Origin of the sequence: Peribacillus simplex, from assembly GCF_900156045.1 — a bacterium.
Classification (GTDB): Bacteria; Bacillota; Bacilli; order Bacillales; family DSM-1321; genus Peribacillus; species Peribacillus simplex_D.
Window position 1 is genome coordinate 535,750 of the sequence record NZ_FTMX01000005.1, and the last position, 19,128, is coordinate 554,877.

General features: G+C 38.7%; 17 protein-coding genes and 2 pseudogenes. 9 read left to right on the plus strand and 10 right to left on the minus strand.

Annotated elements, in window-relative coordinates:
* Window positions 1–37: 37 nt before the first annotated feature.
* On the minus strand, window positions 38–2,167 hold the full coding sequence (recQ, locus tag BW986_RS19495; protein WP_142244690.1) for a DNA helicase RecQ: 2,130 nt from the start codon (window positions 2,165–2,167) through the stop codon (window positions 38–40).
* Window positions 2,168–2,322: 155 nt separating this feature from the next.
* Complete coding sequence (locus tag BW986_RS19500; RefSeq protein ID WP_076369817.1) at window positions 2,323–3,153, minus strand: 3D domain-containing protein; 831 nt, start codon at window positions 3,151–3,153, stop codon at window positions 2,323–2,325.
* A 256-nt stretch (window positions 3,154–3,409) separates the two neighbouring features.
* On the opposite strand from BW986_RS19500, the gene BW986_RS19505 reads away from it, so the two are divergent.
* The 3 genes from BW986_RS19505 to cotJC are packed head-to-tail and all read left to right on the plus strand — an operon-like array spanning window position 3,410 to window position 4,492.
* Entirely contained in the window at window positions 3,410–3,643 is a 234-nt protein-coding gene (locus BW986_RS19505; RefSeq protein ID WP_063234475.1) for a spore coat associated protein CotJA, read from the plus strand.
* A complete protein-coding gene (locus BW986_RS19510; protein WP_063234474.1) occupies window positions 3,644–3,910 on the plus strand; it encodes a spore coat protein CotJB in 267 nt (88 codons plus the stop codon). It begins immediately after the preceding gene.
* Window positions 3,911–3,922: 12 nt separating this feature from the next.
* On the plus strand, window positions 3,923–4,492 hold the full coding sequence (cotJC, locus tag BW986_RS19515) for a spore coat protein CotJC (protein WP_034307306.1): 570 nt from the start codon (window positions 3,923–3,925) through the stop codon (window positions 4,490–4,492).
* Between the two features lie 45 nt (window positions 4,493–4,537).
* On the opposite strand, the gene BW986_RS19520 is transcribed toward cotJC, so the two are convergent.
* Window positions 4,538–5,410: a CvfB family protein gene (locus BW986_RS19520; protein ID WP_076369819.1), complete on the minus strand. Its 873-nt coding sequence runs from the start codon at window positions 5,408–5,410 to the stop codon at window positions 4,538–4,540.
* A 121-nt stretch (window positions 5,411–5,531) separates the two neighbouring features.
* Window positions 5,532–5,759, minus strand: a complete 228-nt coding sequence (locus tag BW986_RS19525; RefSeq protein ID WP_076369821.1) for a response regulator — start codon at window positions 5,757–5,759, stop codon at window positions 5,532–5,534.
* Between the two features lie 269 nt (window positions 5,760–6,028).
* Between BW986_RS19525 and BW986_RS19530 the strand changes: the two genes are divergently transcribed.
* Window positions 6,029–7,219: an alanyl-tRNA editing protein gene (locus BW986_RS19530; RefSeq protein ID WP_076369823.1), complete on the plus strand. Its 1,191-nt coding sequence runs from the start codon at window positions 6,029–6,031 to the stop codon at window positions 7,217–7,219.
* Between the two features lie 414 nt (window positions 7,220–7,633).
* On the opposite strand, the gene BW986_RS19535 is transcribed toward BW986_RS19530, so the two are convergent.
* Together BW986_RS19535 and BW986_RS19540 are read right to left on the minus strand one after the other, a co-directional pair.
* Entirely contained in the window at window positions 7,634–8,047 is a 414-nt protein-coding gene (locus BW986_RS19535; protein ID WP_076369825.1) for a hypothetical protein, read from the minus strand.
* A 78-nt stretch (window positions 8,048–8,125) separates the two neighbouring features.
* Window positions 8,126–8,317, minus strand: a complete 192-nt coding sequence (locus BW986_RS19540) for a hypothetical protein (protein ID WP_076369827.1) — start codon at window positions 8,315–8,317, stop codon at window positions 8,126–8,128.
* A 141-nt stretch (window positions 8,318–8,458) separates the two neighbouring features.
* Here BW986_RS19540 and BW986_RS19545 point away from each other — a divergent pair, with 141 nt between their 5' ends.
* On the plus strand, window positions 8,459–8,980 hold the full coding sequence (locus tag BW986_RS19545) for a GNAT family N-acetyltransferase (protein WP_076369829.1): 522 nt from the start codon (window positions 8,459–8,461) through the stop codon (window positions 8,978–8,980).
* 41 nt (window positions 8,981–9,021) lie between these two features.
* On the opposite strand, the gene BW986_RS19550 is transcribed toward BW986_RS19545, so the two are convergent.
* Entirely contained in the window at window positions 9,022–11,271 is a 2,250-nt protein-coding gene (locus tag BW986_RS19550; protein ID WP_397222667.1) for a HelD family protein, read from the minus strand.
* A 626-nt stretch (window positions 11,272–11,897) separates the two neighbouring features.
* Between BW986_RS19550 and BW986_RS30315 the strand changes: the two are divergent.
* Window positions 11,898–12,109: pseudogene (locus tag BW986_RS30315) on the plus strand (HD-GYP domain-containing protein); the annotation flags it as partial.
* 248 nt (window positions 12,110–12,357) lie between these two features.
* Window positions 12,358–12,597 (plus strand): ribbon-helix-helix domain-containing protein, encoded by a 240-nt coding sequence (locus tag BW986_RS19560; protein WP_076369834.1) that lies wholly within the window; start codon window positions 12,358–12,360, stop codon window positions 12,595–12,597.
* Between the two features lie 182 nt (window positions 12,598–12,779).
* Here BW986_RS19560 and BW986_RS19565 read toward each other — a convergent pair whose 3' ends face one another.
* A complete protein-coding gene (locus BW986_RS19565; RefSeq protein WP_076369836.1) occupies window positions 12,780–13,181 on the minus strand; it encodes an RDD family protein in 402 nt (133 codons plus the stop codon).
* 336 nt (window positions 13,182–13,517) lie between these two features.
* Between BW986_RS19565 and BW986_RS19570 the strand changes: the two genes are divergently transcribed.
* The gene (locus BW986_RS19570; protein ID WP_076369838.1) at window positions 13,518–15,137 is read left to right on the plus strand and encodes an ABC-F family ATP-binding cassette domain-containing protein; all 1,620 of its coding nucleotides are present in this window, start codon (window positions 13,518–13,520) and stop codon (window positions 15,135–15,137) included.
* Between the two features lie 733 nt (window positions 15,138–15,870).
* Window positions 15,871–16,015, plus strand: a pseudogene (locus tag BW986_RS19580) (IS6 family transposase); the annotation flags it as partial.
* A 247-nt stretch (window positions 16,016–16,262) separates the two neighbouring features.
* Here BW986_RS19580 and BW986_RS19585 read toward each other — a convergent pair.
* Together BW986_RS19585 and BW986_RS19590 are read right to left on the minus strand one after the other, a co-directional pair.
* On the minus strand, window positions 16,263–17,315 hold the full coding sequence (locus BW986_RS19585; protein ID WP_076369842.1) for an aldose epimerase family protein: 1,053 nt from the start codon (window positions 17,313–17,315) through the stop codon (window positions 16,263–16,265).
* 270 nt (window positions 17,316–17,585) lie between these two features.
* On the minus strand, window positions 17,586–18,980 hold the full coding sequence (locus BW986_RS19590; RefSeq protein WP_076369844.1) for a sugar porter family MFS transporter: 1,395 nt from the start codon (window positions 18,978–18,980) through the stop codon (window positions 17,586–17,588).
* Window positions 18,981–19,128 lie beyond the last annotated feature (148 nt).

Sequence of the window (19,128 nt, forward strand, 5' to 3'; positions counted from 1 at the left end):
TTCTTATTTATTCAATGAAGAAATTATCGAAAAAACCTTAACACCTTTCGTTTTCCAACCCTGCTTTAACCAAGATCGCTTTAATCATGAAGTAGGAAATATGCTCAGGCAGGGCTTCTTTTAGTGGTTTCAATTTTTCAGAATCCAATTGTTTCGCAGTTTCCAAAACAAGATCAAACTCTTTATCCGAGAAAATCTCTTCCCATTTGATATCCAGGTGTTCTTCTGCACACTTTAATAAATGATTTTCAATTGAAACGGAAGACAGCCCTCTCAATGTCCCTATTTCCTTGATTGATTTACCTTCCCGATATAAGCGATAGCTTTCTAAATGAGATTGTTTAGTAGCTCGCTTTACCGTTTCCTTTGTAACCATATTATTCGTTTCTAATTCAGGATGTGCCTGTACATACTGGGAAATCCCTTGTAAGAACACGGATCCGAAGCGTTCAAACTTCTGCATGCCTACGCCTTTAACTTCGAGGAATTCCTCTTCCGTCCTCGGCAGTTTGACGGCCATATCTTTCAAAGATGCATCAGAAAAAATAATGAATGGAGGTACATTTTCCTTACTTGCCAATTCTTTTCTTACCTGTCTCAACTCTTCGAACAACCCATGATCCGCACTGATGCTGCTTACTTTTTTCATTTCCTTACGCAGGACTTTTTTCTGTCCCAATAGCACTTCCCTGCCAGCATTGGTAACCTTGAGGACCGGAAACTGGCCGCCTGTCATTTCGATGTACTGTTTTGCTGTCAGGAAATCAATGAAATCACCTACATCCTTCGCAGATTGATCATTGATGATGCCATAGGTTGAAAGCTTCTGGAATCCGAACTCTTCAATTTTCTTATTGCGTGAACCCGTAAGCACTTGGGATATCATCGTTTTACCGAATCGCTCACCCATTCGCAACATGCATGAAAGGACCATCTGTGCCTGTGTAGTTACTTCAATTGATTCACGTTTATCTGTACAATTTTCGCAATGACCGCAATCTTCAGGGTTTTCTTCTCCAAAGTATCGAAGAATGAAGGCTTGCAAGCACCCTTCGGTAAAACAATAATCCTTCATTCTGTTCAATTTCTTCAATTCCTGGGATTGCCACTCCTGCGAGGGATTTGATTGATCAATCAAGAAACGCTGTATCTGCATATCCTGAGGGGAATATAAAAGGATACATTCACTATCCAAACCGTCCCTCCCTGCACGGCCGGCTTCCTGATAATAACTCTCCATATTCTTTGGAGTTTGGTAATGGATGACGTATCTAACATTCGACTTATCGATTCCCATCCCAAAGGCGGATGTTGCTACCATCAAGGGAACATCATCCCGAATGAATTGGTCTTGCTGTTCCGACCGGTCTTGTTCATTCATGCCAGCATGGTATCGACCTGTTTTGAATCCGGCTTTAATAAGCTTGGCATACAAGGTATCGACTTCTTTCCTAGTGGCTGCATATATGATACCCGATTCACTTTTGTTTTTTTCTAAATAGCGCATTAAAAACCGTCCGCGATTTTCTTCTTTCACAACGGAAAAGAACAGGTTATCTCGAGAAAATCCCGTTGATACTGTATGATGCACTGATATTCCGAGTGACTGACATATATCATCGGTCACATGCGGTGTGGCTGTTGCCGTTAATGCCAGTACAGTCGGAGCTGATGGCATGTTTTTCAATAAGGTTTTGATTTTTAAATAACTTGGTCTGAAGTCATGTCCCCATTGAGATATACAGTGGGCCTCATCGATGGCAACCAATGAAATTTCCACATTAAACAGATCCTGTTGAAATGCAGGATTTTCCAAACGTTCAGGTGCAACATAAACCAGCTTATATCTACCGTGCTTAATATCGTTCATTCTATTGGATGATTCTAACCCAGAAATGGAGCTATTAAGAAATGTGGCATCAATCCCATTTTGTTCGAGGGCATCTACTTGATCCTTCATCAAGGAAATAAGTGGGGATATCACGAGTGTTACACCTGGTAACAGAAGGGCTGGAATTTGGTAACATATTGATTTACCTCCGCCGGTAGGCATGATTCCCGCTGTGTTTATTCCTCCCAAAACCTGTTCGATAATCTGTTCCTGACCTTTTCGGAATGATTCATAACCAAAGTATTCCTGTAAATAATCACGTGCTTTTTCCATCAATTTACTACTCCTCCTATTTTCCTTGTTTAGGATTTATAAGGATCTATTTCTTTCATTGTACCTGCTTTTCCCGTGAACCAAAAGGACAAAAAAAGCAGACACATGATGTCTGTGTCTACTTTTTTCTATATATAAACATGTTTTGCATGGTTTAATTAATTCAGGATTTGCACTTTGACGTTTTTAACGCCCCAATTCACGGCATCTTTTTCGTTAGGTATAAAAATGTCCACTCTATTCCCTTTGATGGCACTGCCTGTATCAGCTGCCGTCGCGTAGCCATAACCCTCTACATAAACTTTAGACCCAAGCGGAATGACTGATGGATCCACGGAAATCACTTTTGCATCAGGATTAGCTTTCAAGTTAACTCCTGTAGCTGTTGTACCGCTGCAGCCTTGACAATCAGCTGTATAGGCAGTTGCTCTAACAGTGATTTCTTTTTTTATTCCTGCTTGATCGTTGGATTCATTATTTGTGTCTGCTTTTTCTGATTCTGCTGGCTCCGATTGTTCAACCGGTTTTGTTTGTTCCACTGGCTTTGTTTGTTCCACTGGCTTTGATTGTTCTGCTGGTGCAGCTTGCTCTGATTCCTGAGCAGGCCCTACACTCGCAGCTTCGACTTTGTTAGCTGCAGGTTTAATGACCAGGTCTTGACCAGGATGGATTGTATCTGAATTTAAACCGTTCCAAGATTTAATTTCTTTTACTGCTACATCATATTTGTCTGCAATTTCCGATAATGTGTCCCCTGACTTTACTTTATGATGCTCTTCTTGAGAAATATGTATGGTTCCTCCGGCATAAATCATGTCTGAAGACAAATCGTTCCAAGACTTAATATCTTCTATTGATACTTTATAAGTTTGAGATATCCCCCATAATGTGTCTCCATCTTTCACTTTGACATCTTCTGCTTGTACCGGAATTGTGAATGCACCGGATATTGCAGCCGCTGCCGCTAACGATAAGATTGATTTTTTCATATGTTGTTACCTCCTTGTGAGCTGCTTTATAAGCTACGAGTTAAATCTTAACATAGTTTTTTTCTATACAAAGAACAAACAGATAAAGAATAGATGACAAACATCACAGTAAGATAACGAGACTATAACAAGAATTTATAATATTCTGAAAAAACATCATTTTCCAGTTAATTTCCTTTCCAGACCAGAGGAGTCATATTATGCATTACCCAGGCATAAAAATTAAAGGCTATATCTTTACAAAGGAGGTATTTTTGTGACTCGCGAAAAGACTTTTACCTTAGTTAAGTCATATAAACCTTTCCATAGTAAATTCGATCCTTGCCCGCCTATTGGGAGAAAGTATTACAGGACACCTCCTAATTTGTATATTAATTTTCAACCGCCGAATTTGGAGCAGTTCACACCGGAGGAAGCTTTGAAATACGGTACACTTTGGAAATTCTTTTATGATTTTTATGATAATCCATATCGGGAAAGGGAGACATAAATGAATAAGAAACTGGATGATGAATATTATCAGTTGCTTGAACAAATACAAGCTGCGGATTTCGTACTTGTCGAGTTGACTCTTTATTTGGATACACATCCTAACGATCAGCAAGCATTACAGCAATTCAATCAATTTCATGAATACTCCAAACAATTGAAATCGGTTTTTGAGCCTAAATATGGTCCATTATTGGGTTTTGGAAACAGTCCAGGCGGTGAAAATAAATGGGAATGGGGCCAAGGCCCTTGGCCATGGCAGGTATAAGGAGAGATAGCTATGTGGGTTTATGAAAAGAAGCTGCAATATCCAGTTAAAGTAAGAGACTGTAATCCTCGATTGGCAAAATATTTAATAGAACAATACGGGGGTGCTGATGGCGAGTTGGCTGCAGCACTCCGATACTTAAATCAACGTTATACAATTCCTGATAAAGTGATTGGCCTGCTTACGGATATCGGAACGGAAGAATTTGCCCATCTGGAAATGATCGCCACGATGATTTATAAGCTTACAAAAGACGCCACCCCTCAGCAGATGGCTGCAGCTGGCCTAGGTGACCATTATGCCAATCATGATAGCGCCCTTTTTTATCATGACGCAGCAGGAAATCCATTTACCGCCACATATATCCAGGCCAAAGGCGATCCCATTGCAGATTTATATGAAGACATCGCCGCTGAAGAGAAGGCCAGAGCAACCTACCAGTGGTTGATTGACATCTCGGATGATCCTGATATCAATGATTCACTCAGGTTTTTACGTGAAAGGGAAATTATCCATTCGATGAGGTTCAGGGAAGCTGTGGAGATTTTAAAAGAAGAAAAAGGTAAAAAGAAGTTCTTTTAATGAAATTCACATAAAAAAAGGCAGCGGAGAAAATCCGCTGCTTTTTCATTTTCGGTCTGAAGAATATGTCCATCCATCTTCCTGGTAAATCTTTTCTTCTTTCATCAGTTTGCCGAGAGCACGCTTGAACGCTCCCTTGCTCAAACCGAAGTGAAACTTAATATCATCAGGTGGCGTTTTGTCACCATAAGGCATTGCACCGCCGCGATTCATTAAATAAGTGAAAATGACATCAGCATCTTCCCCCATTAAATCTTGTTTAAAAGGGATTAATGAAACGTTAAGCGTTCCATCTTCTTTACTATCAATGACACGCCCTTCAACTAATTCACCAAGACGGGGCTCATCCTTACGTTCACTTTCGTGAATGAAACAGCGGTACCCTTCTTGTGAAATAAAGAAAGATCCAACCATAAGTAAACGATAGACATTTCCTTTAACACTGGTGTTACGGACTCCTTTTAAAGGAGCTTTCACTGCAATCTCCTGAATTACATCTTCCGTTGCAAGTTTACCAAACAGGCGATCATGACGATCTGTCTTCAGGGATACATATAAACGATCACCAACCTCAGGCCATAAGCGATCTATATTCGGAAGGTCATCCAGGGATACCAGAATATCTTTGGAAAGACCGATGTCCACAAAAACACCCAGTTTTCTTTTCACATTGACAACTTCTGCCCAGCCATATCGATCAATCTGAATTTCGGGTATCTTCATTGTCGCTGTTAGCCTTGCTTGTTTGTCATGATAGATGAACACAGTTACTTCATCGCCAATCTCAAGTTCCGTTCCTTCATTCATTTCATTATGATGAAGTAAGACATCTTCTGAACCGTCCGTTAAAAACCATCCGAAATCAGCCTTACGTTCCACTTCTAACTCTACAGCCATGCCGGCCTGAATTTTTTGCATGAATAAAAATCCTCCTGTAACTTACCTTTACCTACAATTGTACCCAATTATTTATTTTTCCAACATATTTGAATTTATCATTTTTTTGTTGTTCTGTATACCTATTACGGTTTTTTATTTTTCACCCCTTGTTTTCTTCATGGAATGCCTGCGGGATGAGAATCTGCCCTTGTTTACCGTTACTTAACAAGGGATGCATGATCACTTTGGATAATTGGCTAGGTTTATAAGGTTTAACTAAATAATCTTTGGCACCCTCCCTTTCGTCAAGTGCGGCCGATACAAAAACGGGAATCCCATTCAAGTCAGCAGATCTTTTCAATTCCCACAGGATCGTCCAGCCGTCCATCTCTCCCTCTTCAAGAAGGATATCCAGTACAATGGCATCCGGGGTGAGGTTTTTAGCATTTGAAATGCCTTTCTACCACTTTTGAAATAGCTGACGTGGAAGCCACTGTCCATCAATTCATTTTTAGCAGTTCCGCTAAGAACAATGTATTTATAATTTGTCATAAAGTTTACCTATTTACCTGGCTTACCTTGTAAACCTGCAATTTCATACTCAGGTATTTCGGTGATATAATTTTATGATCAACAGAAAGGAAAAAGAAATCATTCATGACAAAAAAATTGTATTACACATCCACCAAGACTTCCCAATGGGATACCAAAATTCAGGAGAGCTTTGAAGAAGATGGTTATTACTACATCACTCTTGAAGAAACCGCTTTTTATCCCGAAGGGGGCGGTCAGCCTGCAGATACTGGTATAATAGAAGGAATTGCCGTTCTTGACGTTCAAAAAGGCAATGATGGTAAGATACTGCATAAGACGGAGAAAAGGCCAGATTCAGAAATCGTTCACTGTGAACTTGATTGGTCCCGCCGCTTCGATCATATGCAACAGCATAGCGGCCAGCATTTACTCTCTGCTGTCTGCAGGGAACTGTTCGACTCTAATACGGTCAGCTTTCACCTTGGAAAAGAATATTTAACGATCGATTTAATGTCAGGATTTCAATGGACTGAAGAACATACGGCTGCTGCTGAAAAGCTAGTTAATCAATATATCATCGAGAATCGCGAAATACTTATCTATTACGTGACAAACGAGCAATTACAGACACTTCCTGTCGTCAAAATGCCTAAAGTTTCAGAAAATATCCGTATTGTTGAGATTGAAGGGATTGAATATAACCCTTGCGGTGGAACTCATGTAGGGCGTACCGGTGAGATTGGCTTAATAAAAATTTTCAAAACGGAAAAGCAGAAAGAACATACCCGTCTCTATTTTAAGTGTGGCTTCAGGGCATTGAACGATTATTCCGAAAGTCTAGGAATTCTTTCAGCATTATCTAATAAGTTCAATACCGGACGTACAGAGATTCTGAATAGGGTGGAGAAACTGGAGAATGACTATAAGCAGCTGCTATCGGCAAATGAAAACTTAAAACTTGAAAATGCAAACTTTCTTGCTGACTCCCTGCTTGCAGAAAATGCAGGGGGATTCATCTCTCATATTTTCGAAGATAGCTCAATGAAAGATCTGCTGTACCTTGCAGGTACGATTGTAAAAAAGGAAAAGGTTACCGTATTATTAGCATCACGTAATGAGCAAAAGGTCATCCTTTCGCATAGTGGGGCCACCCCCTTTCATTGCGGACAATATTTCAGGGCTGAACTCGGTTCGTATAATGGGAAAGGCGGAGGGAACGAACAGACTGCACAAGCAGGTTTTGCGTCACAAAATGACTTAATTGCATTTTACCAATACACAGTTGAAAAATTAGGCCATAATCCTGGTATATAAAGCCTTCGCGCAGTGGTTGAAGCCATTCGTGATGAACACGGAATTCATGACTTCCCAGAATGAGAAAAGAGAGGACAAATTTATGCCCTCTCTCAAGACTTTAGAAAAATAGAGAAGAACCAATTTACCTTCAAATTTTTCTATAAAAAAGTTCCAGCTGATTTCAGAAATCCGCTCCCTTTCCGCCTACTGTCTGCCAAGCCGCATCAAAGCACGCGTCTGTGGGGTCTCGGCTAGCCAGTTTTTCGGCAGGAGTGTCACAAATTTCTTCAATCAAGAGAGGGTTTCATTCATGTAAATAAGTAAAAAAACAGGAACGATAATCAAGTTTTCTTTTAGATTCGGGGTGAATGCATTCCGAACCTATCTTTGTCGTCAAACTGAAGAGAGGACAAATTTATGTCCTCTCTCTTTTTATTCTTCCATTTTCAATTTGACTAATCCGTGTTCTTCAATATGAAGATGATATTTTTCCTCGAGCTCCATGATACGTTTAAACGCTTCCTCCTGAGTGTATTCATGTTTTTCCGACTCCTCGGCAAACTCTTTTCTAGCCAAATGGTAAGCAAGCTTATCCCTGAACACTCCTTCTTCATACTCATTTATGACTTCATGAAGTTGCTCCTCCAATTCCCTGCTTATATCATAAATTTCATATTCCTTCACAAACTGTACTCCTTCCATGCCAAAATCTTTGGCAAAGGAATTGAGATACTGTTCCACTTCACTGAACTCTATATTATCTTCAGTATCGGAAGCGACCCAATATCCGTACTGAACCATTTTGAATAATGTCTCATACTGTTTCTTGGTAAAATTGATTTTCATTGTCGATACTCCTTTTCCGGTTTCCTTACAACAAAAAGAATAAACCGCAATGGAACAAAAGTCCAATGCGGTTTATTCTCAATCCAATATTTCCGTTACAGAAAAATAAGCTGCTTTTTCCGTATCTACGACATAATGGCATTCGCCTTTAACTAAATTATAATAACGGTGCTTTTGAATATTTGATATCATTTGAGTTGAGTCATCGCCTTCAACCTCATGCTCTAGTTCTTTGCCGCCCGGAAAATAAAAACTAACTTTCAATTTCATCTTTCTCATCCTTCCCCTCATCTGGTTGAATCACTCTTTTATTTCTTATCCTTTCTCATGCAGTTTTAAACATAAATAAAATGCTTATTCACTTTTTCCATGATATTCTAGGGAAAAATACGAAAATCAGAAGGTGTTTTCATGAAGATAAGGAAAGCTGTAGAAGAAGATGTAATTGGAATAGCAAATGTACATATTAACAGCTGGAAAACGACTTATAAAGGAATCCTCCCTGAACAATATTTGTCCTCCATGAATCTGGAAGCCAAAAAGAAAAACTGGCTAAGAAATTTAAAGATGTTGCATAATGCCACCTTTGTAGCGGAAAACGCCAATGGGGAGATCATCGGTTTCGCTGCCGGCGGGCCTGAACAAACGAATGATCCGCATATTCAAGGTGAAGTATATGCCATTTATTTTTTAAAAGAATATCAACGACAGGGACTCGGCCGAAAAATGATAAAAGCGGTCATGCATGAGCTTATTGAAATGGGACATAAAAATTTAATAATCTGGGCATTAAAGGATAATCCTGCATGCGGTTTTTATAAAGCCCTTGGCGGCCAAGTGATAGCTGAAAAAACCGTTAAAATGGCAGGCATCGAGCTCACCGAAGTCGGTTTCGGGTGGGAAGATATTCAGGATATCCTTTTGCATTTGTAAGTGTATCCCGAGGAGGGTGGTTACACTCCACCCTACCCCTTTCATGTCTCGATAAGGAAAGCATTTTTCTGATTACCTAAAAAATACAGCCTGTGCAATGGCCTTGTCATTGTTACGTACAGCAATTTAATATCAAGTTCATTTCCATGGCAATATACTTCTTCCAGGGATATTGCAAATACGACATCGAATTCGAGACCTTTGGCTTGATAGGAAGGAACAATCAACGTTTTATCCTTAGGGATGTTTCCCGCTTCATCTATTAAATGAAAGCCTTGATGGAATACTCTTAGCTTCTCGTTTGCCAGTTTGCAATCTTTCATCGTTTTGGCAATAACGGCAAACGTTTTAAATCCTTCTTCTTTAAGGCTTGCGATAAGTTCGATAAGTTTTTCTTCCCAACCTTCCTTTTCAATGGTAATGAATTCTGGATCTTTGCCATGACGGACTACAGGTTCAACCTCCGGGAAATCATATGTTAATAAATGAAGTATTTCATTAGCTTGTTTCATTATTTCAACAGTTGTTCTGTAGCTTTTTTGTAATTCAGTATACGTCGCCCGAGGGAAAATACGGCTGTGAACCTCTTCCCATGTTTGAAGTCCGCGGTATGAATGGATGCCTTGTGCAAGATCGCCTACAAGTGTGAACATATCGGTATCCACTGCCGTCTTTAGTGCCTGTAACTGCATGAAGCTGTAATCCTGTGCCTCATCAATGACGACATTTTTTGCTTTGTTTTCTTTATCGACACCAAAAAGCCGCTCCTGAAGATATAATAATGCTCCTAAGTCCTCCATCTCATAACTTTTAACAGAAAATAATTTATGATTATACTCACATAATACACTGGCATCTTCAACAGTAAGTTTACCGTTGCTGTAAGAGGCAAGACGCTCCGGATCTTCGTATAACTCCTGATAATAATCCAGGAGATCTTTACTTTTGAATTGCTTAAAATACCCTTTTACGGAAGAACGGATCGCCTTTTGGATCTGTCCTATCCTTTCCTCCTTTTTATCGAGGCATTTTGTAACAAAATCCTTACGTATGACTGGATCAATATTTTTATAGAGAGCCTTCTCAATTTTGGCATCATAAAGGTCAACAACACGTTCAAGCATTGTTTTCTTTTTCAATTTCACTTCATTTTGTAAAATGGCCTTCAGTTTGTCCAGCCTGCTGTATAACGGTAAATACCAATAATCCTCTTCCAATAATCTAATGAACTTTTTAGCGGAATAGAGGCGATATTTATCACAATAAAAATCACCATTCGGATGAAAACCCCTGAAAATATCCTTTACATATTCGTCCAATATATATTTAAAGACAGGGGAGCCCTTCAGGCCTGATATCCAGACGGCTGAATTAATTTCTTCATCATCCTTTTCCAGCAATCGAGTTAATTTATCATCCGCTACAAGCTTCACTTGCTTTCCTATCGCTGCCTGAACATATTCGGAAAATGTGAATTGTTTAACCTTTTCGACACCCAATTCAGGTAAAGCTTCAGATATGTAATCAATGAACACCCGGCTCGGAGCAAGAATCATTAATTGTCGCGGATCGAACAAGTCTTTATAGTGATAGATGAAATAAGAGATCCTATGTAAAGCAATTGTAGTTTTACCACTGCCCGCTGCGCCTTGGACAATGATAGGCTTATTCAAATCTGCACGAATGATTTTATTTTGTTCTTCCTGGATCGTGGTAATGATATCTGTCAATCGATTGCTGGAACTTTTGGAAAGGGACTCCTGCAATAATTCATCCGTTGTTGTTAAATCAATGTCCCTTATCTCATCCAATTCACCTTCTTCGATCATTAGCTGTCTTTTTAAAGTGATGTTCCCGCTGAATTTCTCTCCTTCAGCTTCATATTCTATTTCACCAATCCGTCCCTCATAATAGAGGTTTGCTATCGGGGATCGCCAATCGACGATGATCTGTTCCTGGCTTTCCCTCTGATAAAGCGATGTTTTTCCGAAATAAAGGACTTCGCCTCTATCACCGTCATTCCTTTCAAAATCCACTCTTGCAAAGTAGGGCTTTTTACTTGCTTTGCGCAAACTTTCCAGTTCGGTTTTGGACATCTCAAAAAAGTTGGCCGACGTCAGCAACTGTGAATATAAGCCTGCTTCAGACCAATCGGCATCGCTAAAAGCTTCTTGCATATTCCGCTGAAACTGATCTTTGCTTGTTTCTGATGTTTTGATGACTACATCGATATAACGTTTCGTAAAATCCAGCCGCTGTCGTTCCTGTTCAAAATCAGGGTGATTACCCAATGAAACCACTTCCCCTTCCTTATTTAGTTATCAAACTCATTAAAATGCCGATGCTAAGACGAAATGGACATTTATACTATCAGAAAAGCCAATGGTTGACAAATTTGGAGACATAGAATGATATAGTTGAAATTTCACCTTCCCTGATATTTCATATAATTTGTAGAATGCACTAAATATTCCAAATTGGATTTTGCTATAGTATGTTGACTTATGAAGGAGCATCCAAAATGCTTTCAGGAGGAGAACCATTGAATACTTTTTTTACCATTCTGGCAGTAGGAAGTTTGATCTCTACTTCATCTGATGGATATCACACAGTATCCGATGCAATTATGTTAATGACAATTATACTATCCTCTTTATACATAATGATATGCAATGAATTTATTGTATATCATAAAGATATCAACCCCATCAAGCAGGCCTTGGAAGTCCTTCAAACCTCCTATACGACTGCTCGGAAGTCTCCTACGCAGTAGCCCACCCCTGATATTGCATTACTTAGAGGCAACCATACCTAACGTCTTACTTGTTATTTTATTTATATATTGGGAAAATCAGACTTCAGGCGGGCGGACATCATAGAAAGATATAGTATGGGCGGGGAATTATTATAGCTGGGACCGGGCGTTAGGCATCATCATGAAAGGTATGAGGAATGGAATGCCCCAATGGACTGACAGAGGACGACATCCCTTTATTCGGTCGGAAGATTGCCGTTGCAGACGCCTTTGATGCAATGACCTCCGATAGAACATGCCGTACGTGGATGTCAATGGAAAAGGCATTGGAAATCCTTGAAGATGGTATGGGCAGGCAGTGGGATAACGGCTGAATGATCCTGAGGGGCGAACCCTCCATACCATAAAGGAATTTATTTTCAAGATACATTTTTTTACAGATATAGTCTAACTAAAAACTTTTTAATGTACTTCCATTAAGGTAAAGTGCTCGATTATACCTTTCCTCTACAATTGTCATCATCTCTTAACATAAATAACGTTAATTTAATATTTTATTGGAAACTGCCATTATATACTTAAATTACAATTAAATAATTTTTTTAAGAAAGTGGGTACTGTCATGGAAATAAATGAAAGACAACCAATGCTATCCCCTAAATTAATCCATGAACTTGAAACTTTATCATCCAAAACAAATATGCCTATTTCCGAACTATTGGAAATATCTGTAGCATCACTATTGGAAAAGGTGAACAATACCAAAGAACTAAATGTTGGACTTAATAATAAGGAAATGATTTTAAGAAATAAAATCATCATTAATCAAAATAAAGAGGTTTTGAATAACCAAAGCACTTGACCATATAGGTGAAGTGCTTTTTGGTTCCTAACTGCCGCTGTTTATTGATTAAATATTCTATCGTGGTTTCCAATGTAATATTTATACCTTACATTGGAATTTACCCGCCAAAAAAATCGCATCGGATTCGAAATGTAGATTTGCATAAAAAAAAAGCAGCTATTAAACTGCTTATCAATAAATCATGGTTTATTTGATGTCACGTATGTACCTGCTATGAAATCATGTATCGCTCTATGGTCTTTCCTTAGGCCGACCATGAATGCACTAACAATAAACCCTATCCCCAATGTAATGGCATATACCAAAGCAGCAACTAAATACCTCAATAACATTGTGCCTATTCCTAATTTTTTGCCGTCCATCCTTACTATGCGTATTCCCATAATCCTTTTACCGACTGTATACCCATACCAAAATATCGGGACAAGCAGCATGTATAGGAAGTCGAAGAACGTTGAAAAGTTTTCATTTTCCCAATCTCCAGTAATCAATCCGAAAATTATCGCTAATGGTAAAGATACTATTATGCCATCCAAAACTCCTGCTAAAAAACGTTTCCAAAAACCTACTGAATCACTCATTTATGATCCTCCTGTCGTGTTAGTTACAGTTACCTATATTACCAATTAAAAGGTTGATACGTAATGAGTCCTTATACCCATAAATTTCTTCGGTAAAAAAATAAAACATACTTTATACGCGACAATTTAAAAACAAAATTAAATCCTTGTGTAATTTTTGCTTATAAACGTTTGTTTTTGCTAATCTGCCTTTAATTTTCATAAGAAATAAGATACAATTTAACGAACGGCATTTAAAAATTATTGGAAACTGCTGTTTGTGTGAATCAGCGTATAACTAATGAAACAAAGTGTTGGACACGTTGAAACAAAAGTATTTTGGAGGAATGTAAATAAATGATTACAGTAAATAATGTTGGTTTACGCTATGGCGATCGTAAACTGTTTGAAGATGTTAATATAAAGTTCACGCCTGGTAACTGCTATGGCCTGATTGGGGCTAATGGTGCGGGTAAATCCACTTTCTTAAAAATCCTTTCAGGTGAAATTGAAGCGCAATCCGGCGATGTCCATATGGGGCCTGGCGAACGCCTTGCCGTTCTAAAACAAGATCACTTCGCTTATGAAGAGGAAGAAGTCCTTAAAGTTGTCATTATGGGACATGAAAGATTATTTGAAGTCATGCAAGAAAAAGATGCCATCTATATGAAGGAAAACTTCACGGACGAAGACGGAATGAAAGCGGCCGAACTTGAAGGTGAATTTGCCGAATTAAACGGCTGGGAAGCTGAACCTGAAGCTTCAATCCTCTTAAAAGGCCTTGGCATTGCAGAAGACCTGCATACAAAGAAAATGGCTGAGTTGAACGGTGGCGACAAAGTTAAAGTATTGCTTGCCCAAGCACTATTCGGGAAACCGGATGTTCTATTACTGGATGAGCCTACCAACCACTTGGACTTAAAAGCGATCAAATGGCTGGAAGAATTCTTAATCAACTTTGAAAACACTGTTATCGTAGTTTCCCATGACCGTTACTTCCTTAACAAAGTTTGTACACATATCGCGGATCTTGATTTCGGTAAAATCAAAATTTATATCGGTAACTATGACTTCTGGTATGAATCAAGCCAGCTTGCCCTTAAACTGACTCAAGATGCCAATAAGAAAAAGGAAGAAAAAATCAAAGAGCTACAAAATTTCATCGCGCGCTTCAGTGCCAATGCATCGAAATCGAGCCAGGCGACATCCCGTAAGAAATTATTGGATAAAATCAGCTTGGATGACATCGAGCCTTCTTCGCGCCGCTATCCATATGTAGGCTTTACACCTGATCGTGAAATCGGGAACGACCTGCTTCGTGTAGACGGACTCTCGAAAACGATCGATGGTGTAAAAATATTGGATAACGTCAGCTTCACGATGAATAAAGGCGACAAGATTGCATTTGTCGGTAAAGATGAGATTGCTAAAACAACAATGTTCAAAATCTTGGCAGGTGAAATCGAACCGGATAGCGGCTCATTCAAATGGGGCGTTACGACCTCTCAGGCATACTTCCCTAAAGATAATGCTGAATTCTTTGAAGGTGTCGATTTAAATCTTGTCGACTGGCTCCGTCAATATTCTCCTAATGACCAGAGTGAAAGCTTCCTGCGCGGTTTCTTGGGCAGAATGTTATTCTCGGGCGATGAAGTCACGAAAAAGGCAAGTGTACTTTCAGGGGGCGAAAAAGTCCGTTGTATGCTTTCCAAAATGATGTTAAGCGGTTCGAACGTCCTAATGCTTGATGAACCTACCAACCATCTGGACTTAGAGTCGATTACGGCATTGAACAACGGTTTGATCAGCTTTAAAGGATCTATGATCTTCTCTTCTCATGATCATCAGTTCATCCAAACTATAGCGAACCGAATCATTGAACTTACTCCAAAAGGTACAGTCGATAAGCAAATGAGTTATGATGAGTACCTTGAAAATGGCGAATTGCAAAAGCAAGTGGCTGAAATGTACAAATAATACTTTTATGAAAGCACATCCATTGGATGTGCTTTTTTCGTTCCCGATTCTTCTGCTCCATTTATTTCATACCTTTAATGTATTGAAGGTATAAAAAACACGCTGCAATAAATATAATAATATTCACCGAAAGATGAGCACTGAATAATTTCATCGATAAAAAGGTATATTGGTAAAAGAAGGAGTGAGTTAGAATTGGATGGTCATACAGTGAAAAATATTTTTGATGATACAGGATACCTTTTTTTATATGATAAATTCAGTTATCATTTTTATGTATCCGGATTGTTCGACTTAGTCGATCAAGAAAAAATAATCTCGGATTTCTTAAATTCTTATGGCTTCGACGATAAAAACCCTCTCTTTTTTGACGACTTTTCCTTTTACTTTAATTGCTTTCATTATTCCCACCAAAAACAAAAGCTGCTAAATTACTTGAAAACAGAGTATGATGAACATATTTGTTAAGTATAAAAGGCCAGATAATATAATCCTGCCTTTTTTAAACAAACACGATTCAAAAAAAGGTAAGAGCATATAAGTGCTCTTACCTTAGACTGTAGACAAACTCGATGAAAATCGTGTTTGTCTACAGTTTTTTTACGGTTTGTACAATCTGAACGTTGATTTCCTCTACAGGCACTCGCTTTCCGCGGGCGGTCCGGGAGCCTCCTCGGCGCCTTTGCGCCATCGGGGTCTCCCCCGCACCCGTACGTCCTACTCTGGCTACTGATATAATAGATTGGTGGAAATGGTGGAGGAACGGGGTTTATCCATTTCTCATATAACGATTATGTGTTGGGTTCATCAGTATGGTCCTGAATTGGACAAACGGATCCGAGTTACCTCAAACAAATAACTCTTGGAGAGTCGATAAAAACATATATTAAACAGATTGATTTAGGGAATCAGTCTGTCCAAAATCAAAAAGAATTCCTCCATCAATTGTTTGGACTTCCAGCATAAGATACGATTCCGTTAGAAATATATGTGCTTTATTCTCTTTTACTTTTTTTGGACTTTAATTGACTTAAAAAATCCAATTCTAAAATAGTTTAAAGATATGAAAAATGGTCGAGATTTAATAAAAGATATTTCCACGCCTTGCAAATAGCCACTCTCTTATTACTTAGGCAAGTAGCTACACCCCTCAAAACTTATTTTGTATTTTGTTTGGGAAGTGTAATTTTCGCCAGCACGAAGAATAATATCTCCAAAATCTTCAAACTCAATCGCTCCTGGGGCAGCTTGGGTTTCAAATGTTATTCCACCATGTTGGATTAATTTTTCTCCGTGTATAAGTGGAACCCCTTTCACAAAGTTCGCAGTATAAACTACGATCGAAGGCTCTTCTGTGTATACCTCAACTTTTATTTTCTGGTCAGGACTAATTAATTTGGCTGCAGTTTGATGAAGTCCTGAGCACGTAAGGAAGAATGGATGGTCGATTCCTTGAACCTTATTAACTTCTGCGTCAATTGCTTCAAAGGTTGATTTTAATTTCTTCAGGGTTCGAAAATCATAAGGCGTGCCAATTGTGCTTCGCTTTTCCCCAGTTACCGTGGTATCGTCATTTACTGGTGCAAATTCTTCAGAAAAGATTTGCAAGGAATGATCATCGATTGGATTGCTGGGATGCCCTGTTAAGTTAAAATAGACGTGATTGGTCGGATTGAAAATTGTGTCTTTATCACTATTTGCTTGATAGCTCACTGACCAAATATTTAAGTTGTCTAATGTATAAGTCACACTTACTTTCAAATTCCCCGGAAAACCATTCTCTCCATCAGGTGAGTGGGTTGAAAAGATGATCGATGCACTTTCATCCGTCTCCTTCACTTCATAATCCCAGATTTTTTCATCGAATCCAGGGTTGCCACCGTGTAATGTATTCCCTAATTGATTTACAGATGTTTGGTAACGTGATTCACCAATTGAAAATTCGCCATTTTTTATTCTTCCAGCGACTCTTCCTATTGTTGCTCCATAATATGTTTCTTTTTTGTAATCCTCAATCGAGTCAAATCCCAATACGATATTATTACGACCCGATTCCGTTAGGACGAACAGATTGACGATTCTTGCACCAAAGTTTGTTACTTCCATTCTTACTCCATGATCATTTTCTATAGTAAACAGCAAGGCTTCATTTCCAAACGAGCTTTGTGATGCTTTCATTTTTTTCGTCTCCTTTCCCTATTAAATTCCTTCATATAAATAAAAGCTAAAACACCATGAATTGCACTAAATGTTCAGCAAACATTTTTAATAGTTGAAAAGCCGAAGTAGCAACTTCGGTCTTAAGACAGGGAATCATATGAGTAAATCAACATGTTCATGATGTGTATGTGTAGATCATAATTACAGAAGTATTTTCCCTTATGACCCCCTGATTAAAAATGCATACTTAGCTTCTTTGAATTCTGCTCCAAATATCATAGGTCTAAATTAAGCACTTTTCCCCTTAGTTTGTCTACTTTCTCCAATTTTTTCAATTTCCTCCAAAGTATGACCTCGAGTCTCAGGAACGCATGTCCGGATAAATAAAACACCAAGTAAACAAATAGCACCAAAGATTGCAAAAACAGCTTCTTGAGACATCGAAGCGGTCATGATTGGAAACAGCAATCCAACCAAGAAAGAACCTATCCAGTTAAATGATGAAGCTAATCCTGACGCACGACCGCGAATTACCAGCGGGAAAATTTCTCCAACGATGACCCAAGTTAAGGGAGCCCACGTGAATGAATAAAGTGCTACATAGATACTTAAAAAAACAACCATCATCATCGGATTTGCATTAGGAATTAATAAATTCAATATTGCCGGCAAAATAAAGGATAGCCCCATAATAGTTCCGCCTATTGTTAATAAAGTACGGCGATTAAATTTATCAGCAATCATAAGGAATATTAATGAACCTAGTACGAGAATAACCCCTTGAATAATTGGCCACATCAATACTGAGCTGGCTTCATGCCCTGTTGCTTTTTCCACAATCATAGGAATATAATAAAAAATTGCGTTTGCGCCCTGGAATTGTTGAAACGCAGCAACACCCACACCAGCAATTACTAAATAGCGGTATTTATTGCTTAAAAGTGTACCCCATGATGCTTTTTGATTTACCTTTGCTTCCTCTTTAACAGTTTCTTGAATTTGTGTTATTTCAGAATCAATTTGTTCTTTGTTAGAGCGAATAAAGCCCAACACCTTACGAGCTTCATCAATTTTATTGTTCTTAATTAAAAAACGTGGTGATTCGGGTAACCTTGACACTCCAATAAATAAGATCAAAGCAGGTACAGCAGCCAAACTAAGCATCAACCGCCATGCCATTGTTCCTGGTAAGTCTTTCAATAAATAAGCGACAATGTACGAAAGCAACATTCCAGAGACAATCATTGTTTGATTAATTCCTGACAGACGTCCACGTAACCGTGCAGGCGCCATTTCCGACATATAGGCTGGGACCAACGCAGAAGCGGCACCAACAGCCAACCCTAATAAAATCCGAGCAACAATCATAAAAAGGATCCCATTATGAGGGGATATTCCTGCCAAAATGGATCCAACAGCAAAAATGATAGAAGATATTAAAATCATTTTGCGCCGACCTAAACGATCAGAAAGCTGTCCGGCCAGGGCACCTCCAAAAACAGCTCCAAACATCAACGAAGAGGTAATCCAGCCAATAGCACCAGGGTTGTTTTGAAGGTTCCAATCATGCTGCAGAAAAGGCAAAGCACCCGTCATAACGCCGATATCATAACCGAAGAGAATGCCTCCAAAAGCCCCAAAAAAATAAATGAATCCACTTGAGATTTTCTTTCCATTAACCATAAAAATTCCCTCCTCAAGGTTTTAAAATTATTTTTAAAAAAAATCCCACTACTAAAAATATTGATAGCTTTGAAAGAAAATAATACTAGTGTTTTCAAACTACAAATACATGCTAGTAGATTCATCCTAAAAATTATTTATTAGGATG